We start from the raw sequence: 8,761 nt of genomic DNA on the forward strand, positions 1-8,761 counted from the left end.
AGCCCAGACTGGTTCACAGGCTCGACCGCGACACTTCGGGCGTGCTGGTCGTCGCCCGCACCCGACTGGCCGCCATGAAGCTCTCGGAAGCGTTTCGCGCCCGCGAGACCAAGAAGACCTATTGGGCGCTGGTCAAGGGCGTGCCGCCCAAACGCGAGGACAAGATCTCGACCTGGCTGATCAAGGAGCCGACGCCGGACGGTGACCGCGTGCGGGTCGCCGCGCATGGCGAAAAGGGCGCCGACCACGCTGTGTCCTACTACCGCATCATCGAGCAGGCGGCGCAGACGATGACCTGGCTTGAAATGGAGCCCTATACGGGCCGCACCCACCAGCTTCGCGTCCATGCCGCCTACATCGGCTGCCCGATCCTGGGCGATCCGAAATATTTCGAGGCCGACACCAACTGGGACTTTCCCGGGGGCATTCAAAACCGCCTGCATCTGCACGCCCGCCGCATCATCATTCCGCATCCCGACAAGGGCGTCATCGATGTCACGGCGCCAATGCCGCCGCATATGCGCCAGAGCTGGAACCTGATCGGCTTCGACGACGCCAGCGCGGAGGACTGATCGTGAGCGGCGCCACCGACGCGCTCGACCGGCGCGACACGGTCGACCTGGCCGCCGCCGCGATCATGGTCGGGCTGACCTTTTCCTGGGGGCTGAATTACGTCGCCGCCAAGATCTCCTATGCTGGCTATGATCCGGTTTTCCTGTCGATCGCGCGCTCGATCATCGGCGGCATGTGTGTCTTTGCCTGGTGCCGGTGGCGCGGCATCGCGCTTTTCACGCGCGACGGGACCTTGCTCGCCGGCATCTTGGTTGGCGCGCTTTTCGGCATCGAGTTCCTTTGCCTCTATGTCGGCCTGGAGCATACGACCGTTGCCCGCAACACGCTGCTGGTCAACACCATGCCGTTCTGGATGCTGCTCGGCGGCCATTTCCTGCTCGGCGAGCAGATCACGTTGAGAAAATTCCTTGGCCTGCTGCTGGCCTTTGCCGGCCTTGCCGCGGTGTTTTCCGACAAGCTTGGCGGCGGCGGAGACATGCTGTTCGGCGATCTGCTGAGCCTTGGCTCCGGATTCTTCTGGGCTTTGACCAACATCCTCATCAAGCGCTCGAAGCTGGTCGAGGCGAGCGCCGAGAAGCTTCTGCTTTACCAGCTCGCCGGGGCAGCGATCGTGGGCGTATTGGTGCTGCCTCTCGCCGGCCCGCCCGTTCGCGACCCGACCGTGCTGCCGACCTTGGCGCTGCTTTTCCAGGCGGTCTACATCGTCGCCTTCACCTATGTGCTGTGGTTCTGGCTGCTGCGGCGGTATTCGGCGTCAGGCTTGTCCAGTTTCACCTTCCTGTCGCCGGTTTTCGGCGTGCTGTGCGGAGCCATGTTCTTGAATGAGCCGCTGACCATGCGCATTTTCCTGGCACTTGGCCTGATTGCCGCCGGCCTGATCATCGTCAACCGGCCGGCGCGCAAGCTGACGCCGGTGTAAGAGAGACCTTCATGCGTGACATCCTCAACGACCTCGAAGCGGGCAAGTATCTCTCCGACCCGGATCCTGTGCGCCGCGCCCAGATCCAGATGAAGACGCCTCTGCCCAAGCGCTTCTACAACGCCGCCTCTGTGGCACCTGTCGACAATGGCTTTGCCGTGCATCTCGACGGCAAGCCGGTGCGGACGCCGGGCAAGGCGCTGCTGGTGCTGCCGACCGAGGCAGCAGCCGCGCTCGTCGCCGACGAGTTCGCCGCCCAAAGCGAGACCATCGATCCGGTGAAGATGCCGGTGATGCGCCTCGTCAACACGGCCATCGATGGCGTTGCCAGCGACCCGCAGGCGGTGCTGGAGGATATCCTGCGCTTTGCCTCATCCGATCTCACCTGCTATCGCGCCGACGCACCGCAAGGGCTGGTGGAGCGGCAGAATCAGCATTGGGATCCGGTGATCGACTGGGCGAGGACACTCGGAGCACGTTTCAATCTGGCCGAGGGCATCATCCATGTCGAGCAGCCGCGCGAGACCATCGCCGTGCTGGGCAGCCATCTTGCCCAGCGCGCCGAGCCGCTGCGGCTCGCCGCCATCCATGTGATGACGTCGCTGACCGGTTCGGCGCTGCTGGCGCTGGCTGTCGATTTCGGCGAGATCGACGCTGAGGCTGCCTGGGCCGCTGCTCATGTCGACGAGGACTGGCAGATCGAGCATTGGGGGCAGGATGCGGAGGCCGTTGCCCGCCGCGCGGCTCGCAAGCGCGACATGATGGCTGCCGCCGGCCTGCTGCAAGCGCTCAAGGGCTAGGGGTTTCCCAACTCGCCCGGTTTCATCCCGCAGCGCACCTAATACCAAAGTCATAATCCCAAAGACGCGCTGCCTTTGGCGGGCGCTTTCTGTCATTTTTCCCGAATGGCTGTCGTTGAGTCCGTGCTCGGAGGAGAACGCGGACAGTGTCGCGCAGCATTGAGAACGGGTCTCACGGGAGGATAACGCAATGGCAATAGCATCGACCGCCGGCGGAACAAGCCGCGGCATGACGCGGGAAGAGAAGAAAGTCATCTTCGCTTCCTCGCTCGGCACCGTTTTCGAATGGTATGATTTCTATCTTTATGGCTCGCTGGCGGTGTTCATCGGTTCGACCTTTTTCAGCCCAGCCATTCCGGAAGCGACCCGCAACATTTTCGCGCTGTTGGCTTTCGCCGCAGGCTTCCTTGTGCGCCCGTTCGGCGCACTGCTGTTCGGCCGCATCGGTGACCTTGTCGGCCGTAAATATACTTTTCTTGTCACCATGACGATCATGGGCCTATCGACCTTCCTGGTCGGCTTGCTGCCCGGCTATGCCACTTTGGGCATCGCCGCTCCCGTGATCCTGATCATCCTGCGCATGCTGCAGGGCCTGGCTCTGGGTGGCGAATATGGCGGCGCGGCCACTTACGTCGCCGAACATGCGCCGGACAACCGGCGCGGCTACTACACCTCGTGGATCCAGACCACCGCGACGCTCGGCCTGTTCCTGTCGCTGGTTGTGATCCTGATCGTACAGGCTTCATTGAGCAAGGAAAACTATGCTGCCTGGGGCTGGCGTATTCCGTTCATCGTGTCTTTTCTGCTGCTCGGCATCTCGATCTGGATTCGGCTTTCGCTTTCCGAATCCCCGACCTTCCAGCGCATGAAGGATGAGGGAAAGGGCTCCAAGGCGCCGCTGACGGAAGCCTTCGGCCAATGGAAGAACGCCAAGATTGCACTGCTGGCGCTGCTCGGCCTCACAGCCGGTCAGGCCGTGGTCTGGTACAATGGCCAGTTCTACGCGCTGTTCTTCTTGACCAACGTGCTCAAGGTCGACGCGCAGTCGGTCAACATCATGATCGCGGTCGCCCTGGCGGTCGGTTCGATCTTCTTCGTCGTCTTCGGCTGGCTCTCCGACAAGATCGGCCGCAAGCCGATCATCATGGCGGGCCTTGCGCTGGCGATTGTCTGCACCTTCCCGCTGTTCAAGGCACTGACATGGGCTGCCAATCCGGCACTCGCCACGGCGCAGCAGAACACCAGGGCGACGGTGACCGCGGCGCCGGGCGACTGCAAATTCCAGTTCAATCCGGTTGGCACGGCGAAGTTCACGACATCCTGCGATATCGCGACTTCGTTCCTGACCAAGAACTCGGTTCCCTATGACGTGGTGTCGACGGCTGCCGCCGGCACACCCGCATCTGTCAAAATCGGCAACGAGACGGTCGAGTCCTATGACGCCATCGCCGCCGGTGATCAGGCCAAGGCCAAGGAGGCGGCCTTCATCAAGGCCGTCAATATGTCGCTGCAGGACGGCGGCTATCCGCTGAAGCGCGCGGCAGCCACGGTTGCGGACCAGAAGCTCGATGCGTTTGTTGCCGCCAACCCGGAACTGAAGCTGGACGCCGCTGCCATCCGTGCCGGTGAAAAGGCGACGGTGCCGATCGACCAGGCGGTCAAGGACAAGCTGCTGACCACCGATGAGGCAGCGGGCGCACCCGAAGTCACCGTCTACAACATTCCAGGCGGCGGCGCGTTCGCCATGTTCGCCGATCCTGCAGCAGTGAACTGGCCAATGACGATCGGCATCCTGTTCATCCTGGTGCTGTTCGTGACCATGGTCTACGGGCCGATCGCGGCGATCCTGGTCGAAATGTTCCCGACCCGCATTCGCTACACCGGCATGTCGCTGCCCTATCACATCGGCAATGGCTGGTTCGGCGGCCTGCTGCCGGCAACCGTGTTCGCGCTCAGCGCCTACAAAGGCGACATCTACTATGGCCTTTGGTACCCGGTGGTGATCGCGGCTATAACGCTGGTCATCGGCATGATCTTCGTCAAGGATACGCTCGGCACCGACCTGCACGCCAAGGAGTAGGCAGCCCCAGCGTTCAAAAGAAAGCCCGGCGCGAACGATCGCGCCGGGCTTTTTCTTTTCAGGCCAATTCGTTGGCGAGGGCTGCTGCCCTTTGTGTCAGCTCTTGCGGCCCCGGGCCTCTTCCTCGATGGCTGCCTCATGGTACCAGCCGTCGCCGAAATCCGCGCGGGCACCACGCAGCGAGGCAAGCTCTGCCGCAAACTTAGCCTTTCCGCTCAAATTTGAGGCAGAGAGGCGTGCTGCCGCCGGGAACATCAAAATTTTGGCCGACGGTCGTGTGGAAATGACTTCCATTGCCGGGTTCCTTTCTTCCGCCGAACCTTTTCGATTCAACTTGGCCCGAAGATAAGGTCTGCAATCAAGTTAGGCAATATGCCTATGAAAAGATCAGCATTTGCACACTATTTGTGCAAATAAGGACCGTGATGGATCCGGGCGCATTGCTTAGGCGGCTCACCGACTTCCGGTGGATGCCGCGTCAATTTTGTCGCACCCTCCGGACCAAGAATGGCACACGAATTGCATTTTAAGTGTGCGGCAGGCCAGCTGCTGACGGCAGACGCATGTCGACGCCGTTCAGTGTTCGGTGATCAAGCAACGAGAGGCTAGAATGACGAAATACAAGCTCGAGTATATCTGGCTCGATGGATATACCCCGGTCCCCAACCTTCGCGGCAAGACGCAGATCAAGGAATTCGCCGAATTCCCTGAACTCGAGCAGCTGCCGCTGTGGGGCTTCGATGGTTCCTCGACCCAGCAGGCCGAAGGGCACAGCTCCGATTGCGTGCTGAAGCCGGTTGCGGTCTATCCGGATCCCGCCCGCACCAACGGCGTGCTGGTCATGTGCGAAGTCATGATGCCCGATGGTGTCACGCCGCATGCCTCAAACAAGCGCGCCACCATCCTCGATGACGAGGGCGCCTGGTTCGGCTTCGAGCAGGAATATTTCTTCTACAAGGACGGTCGCCCGCTCGGCTTCCCCGAGAGCGGCTATCCCGCACCCCAGGGCCCGTACTACACCGGCGTCGGCTATTCCAATGTCGGCTCCGTCGCGCGTCAGATCGTCGAGGAGCATCTCGACCTCTGCCTCGCCGCCGGCATCAACCACGAAGGCATCAACGCCGAAGTGGCCAAAGGCCAATGGGAATTCCAGATTTTCGGCAAGGGCTCCAAGAAGGCCGCCGACCAGATGTGGATGGCCCGCTACCTCCTGCAGCGCCTGACCGAGAAATACGGCATCGACATCGAATACCACTGCAAGCCGCTCGGAGACACAGACTGGAACGGCTCTGGCATGCACGCCAACTTCTCGACCGCCTATATGCGCGAAGTCGGCGGCAAAGCCTATTTCGAAGCGCTGATGGCGGCCTTCGACAAGAACCTGATGGATCACATCGCCGTCTACGGCCCGGACAACGACAAGCGTTTGACCGGCAAGCACGAGACCGCGCCGTGGAACCGGTTCAGCTATGGCATTGCCGACCGTGGCGCCTCGATCCGCGTGCCGCATTCCTTCATCAAGAGCGACTATAAGGGTTATCTGGAAGACCGCCGTCCGAACTCGCAGGGCGACCCCTACCAGATCGCCTCGCAAATCCTGAAGACGATCGCCTCGGTTCCGGCAAGCGCTCAGGTTTCAGCCGCCGCGTAAGTGTTTCGGACTGTATGACAAGAGGACCCCGGCGTTTCGCGCCGGGGTTCTTTTTTGGCCGTTACCCGGCGGACTGCATTCCCGGTAAAACATACCCAGAAAAAGTCAGGCAGTTCCGGCGGTCGCTAATCGCCCGTGAGTTCCGGCCGCAGCCGTGCGAGTCTGCGGCGATCACTCGCCAGAAAGCCCGGAAAACCGCCTTTTCCAGCCCTTGTCCGGGGCGATGGATCTTCCATAAGCATCTGTTCATACAACGGAATCGGTCATTCGCCACCCGGCTGGTGGCGTTGACAGATCACGCTACGGCATGCGTATTCGCGGGCCTTGGGGTTACGTCACGCAATGCTGTTCGGACGGGCGGGGTTTTCTTGAACGGCGGCATTGGCGTGGGCGCCGGACGAGCGGTCACTGTAGCCTGAGACAGTGCTCCGCTCGCTCCTGGCTCCGACGTTGGCGGCCGAACCGCCTCCCTTGATCATTTACTGAACACCGCCGAGTTGTGATTGAAGCGACGCGCTCAAAAGCCGGCCGCTCCGATGGACCGTAGGTCCAAGAATCCGGGCATCCTATGATCGTCGAAGACGAAAGGCGGATACGGCTGTCCATGCGCGGCTGCCGTGCAGGCGAGGCATGCCGGTCGGCTGGCAATCCTATTGGAGCGCAGCAAAAAGCCCTTGAAAGAGGGACGTCTTTCAAGGGCTTGAGCATTATAGCTAATCTTGGACCGAGATTGAATCTCAGACGGAGTAGTACATGTCGTACTCGACCGGATGCGGGGTCATTTCGAAGCGCATCACTTCGGCCATCTTCAGCTCGATGTAGCTGTCGATCTGGTCGTCATCGAAGACGCCGCCGGCTTTCAGGAAGCCGCGGTCCTTGTCGAGGCTCTGCAGGGCTTCACGCAGCGAGCCGCAGACGGTCGGGATCTTCTTCAGCTCCTTCGGCGGCAGGTCGTAGAGATCCTTGTCCATCGGCTGGCCGGGATGGATCTTGTTCTTGATGCCGTCGAGGCCGGCCATCAGCAGCGCTGAGAAGGCGAGGTAGGGGTTCGCGCCCGGATCGGGGAAGCGGACCTCGACGCGCTTGGCCTTCGGCGACGAGCCGAACGGGATACGGCAGGACGCCGAGCGGTTGCGCGCCGAATAGGCGAGCAGAACCGGCGCTTCGTAACCCGGCACCAGGCGCTTGTAGGAATTGGTCAGCGGGTTGGTGAAGGCGTTGATCGCCTTGGCATGCTTGATGACGCCGCCGATGAAGAACAGGCAGCTTTCCGACAGACCGGCGTATTCATTGCCGGCGAAGGTCGGCTTGCCGTTCTTCCAGATCGACATGTGGACGTGCATGCCCGAGCCGTTGTCGCCGAAGATCGGCTTCGGCATGAAGGTTGCCGTCTTGCCGTAGGCGTTGGCGACCTGGTGGACGACATACTTGTAGATCAGCATCTTGTCGGCGTTGCGCACCAGCGCGTCGAACTTGATGCCGAGTTCGTGCTGAGCCGCCGCCACCTCATGGTGATGCTTTTCGACGCGCACGCCCATCTCGGCGAGCACGGTCAGCATTTCCGAGCGCATGTCCTGTGCGCTGTCGATCGGCGGCACCGGGAAGTAGCCGCCCTTGATGCGCGGACGGTGGCCGAGATTGCCGGTCTCATAGTCGGTGTCGTCGTTCGACGGCAGCTCCGTGGAGTCGAGCTTGAATCCGGTGTTGTAGGGATCGGCCTTGTACTTCACGTCGTCGAACACGAAGAACTCGGCTTCCGGGCCGACAAAGATGGTGTCGCCGATGCCTTCGGCCTTCATGTAGGCCTCGGCCTTCTTGGCCGTACCGCGCGGATCGCGGTTGTAGGATTCACCCGAAACCGGATCGAGGATGTCGCACAGGATGACCATGGTCGACTGCGCGAAAAACGGGTCCATGTGGACCGTTTCCGGATCGGGCATCAGCACCATGTCGGACTCGTTGATGGCCTTCCAGCCGGCAATCGACGAGCCGTCGAACATCACGCCATCGGCGAACATGTCTTCCTCGACCTCGATGACATCCATCGTCACGTGCTGCAGCTTGCCCTTCGGGTCCGTGAAGCGCAGGTCGACGAATTTCACGTCGTTGTCCTTGATCTGCTTCATGATGTCTTTGGCTGTCGTCATGTCATGTATCCCTGTGTGATGACTTTTTTTGATGATGACGTTTTTCGGGAGGATGGCGCGGTCGGTCAGACCGCGTCCATGCCCGTTTCGCCGGTGCGTATACGCACGACTTCCTCGATATTGGAAACGAAGATCTTGCCGTCGCCGATACGGCCGGTCTGGGCCGCCTTGCGGATGGCCTCGATCGCACCTTCGACCGCGTCGTCGCCAAGCACGACCTCGATCTTCACCTTGGGCAGGAAGTCGACGACATATTCGGCGCCGCGGTAGAGTTCGGTGTGGCCCTTCTGACGACCGAAGCCTTTTGCTTCGGTGACGGTGATGCCTTGCAGTCCGGCCTCCTGAAGCGCTTCCTTCACTTCGTCGAGCTTGAATGGCTTGATGATCGCTTCGATCTTTTTCATGTAAAAAGTGGCCTCCACTGCCAAAAAAACGGGTTGTGACCCCCCGCTTGCGCCTCCATCAAGCACGAACTGTGCCAATTCAGCGGATTCTAAGCGGTCTCATAAGATTTCAAAGCCGCGCCGCACCGGGATGCAAATTCGCGTCATTCGCTGCACCGGAAGCGGCATAGACTGCCAGAGCCTACAC

At 61.1% G+C, this 8,761-nt stretch carries 8 protein-coding genes; 5 read left to right on the top strand and 3 right to left on the bottom strand.

Annotated elements, in window-relative coordinates:
* From EN991_RS13105 to EN991_RS13120, 4 genes are all read left to right on the top strand, one after another.
* Nucleotides 1-572, top strand: a 572-nt coding sequence (locus tag EN991_RS13105) for an RluA family pseudouridine synthase (RefSeq protein ID WP_164769019.1), incomplete at its 5' end; no start/stop codon positions are given.
* Nucleotides 573-574: 2 nt separating this feature from the next.
* A complete protein-coding gene (locus tag EN991_RS13110) occupies nt 575-1,492 on the top strand; it encodes a DMT family transporter (RefSeq protein WP_127368906.1) in 918 nt (305 codons plus the stop codon).
* 11 nt (nt 1,493-1,503) lie between these two features.
* Entirely contained in the window at nt 1,504-2,292 is a 789-nt protein-coding gene (locus tag EN991_RS13115) for an ATP12 family chaperone protein (protein WP_127368907.1), read from the top strand.
* 190 nt (nt 2,293-2,482) lie between these two features.
* Nucleotides 2,483-4,372 (top strand): MFS transporter, encoded by a 1,890-nt coding sequence (locus EN991_RS13120; RefSeq protein ID WP_127368908.1) that lies wholly within the window; start codon nt 2,483-2,485, stop codon nt 4,370-4,372.
* 96 nt (nt 4,373-4,468) lie between these two features.
* Here EN991_RS13120 and EN991_RS13125 read toward each other — a convergent pair whose 3' ends face one another.
* The gene (locus tag EN991_RS13125; protein WP_063168063.1) at nt 4,469-4,666 is read right to left on the bottom strand and encodes a DUF2735 domain-containing protein; all 198 of its coding nucleotides are present in this window, start codon (nt 4,664-4,666) and stop codon (nt 4,469-4,471) included.
* Nucleotides 4,667-4,982: 316 nt separating this feature from the next.
* On the opposite strand from EN991_RS13125, the gene EN991_RS13130 reads away from it, so the two are divergent.
* Nucleotides 4,983-6,023: a glutamine synthetase beta-grasp domain-containing protein gene (locus EN991_RS13130; protein WP_013531450.1), complete on the top strand. Its 1,041-nt coding sequence runs from the start codon at nt 4,983-4,985 to the stop codon at nt 6,021-6,023.
* A gap of 737 nt (nt 6,024-6,760) precedes the next feature.
* On the opposite strand, the gene glnA is transcribed toward EN991_RS13130, so the two are convergent.
* The gene (glnA, locus tag EN991_RS13140) at nt 6,761-8,170 is read right to left on the bottom strand and encodes a type I glutamate--ammonia ligase (RefSeq protein ID WP_013531452.1); all 1,410 of its coding nucleotides are present in this window, start codon (nt 8,168-8,170) and stop codon (nt 6,761-6,763) included.
* Nucleotides 8,171-8,235: 65 nt separating this feature from the next.
* Nucleotides 8,236-8,574, bottom strand: a complete 339-nt coding sequence (locus tag EN991_RS13145; RefSeq protein ID WP_006205430.1) for a P-II family nitrogen regulator — start codon at nt 8,572-8,574, stop codon at nt 8,236-8,238.
* Nucleotides 8,575-8,761 lie beyond the last annotated feature (187 nt).

The organism is Mesorhizobium sp. M7A.F.Ca.US.005.03.2.1, assembly GCF_003997795.1.
Lineage (GTDB): Bacteria > Pseudomonadota > Alphaproteobacteria > Rhizobiales > Rhizobiaceae > Mesorhizobium > Mesorhizobium ciceri.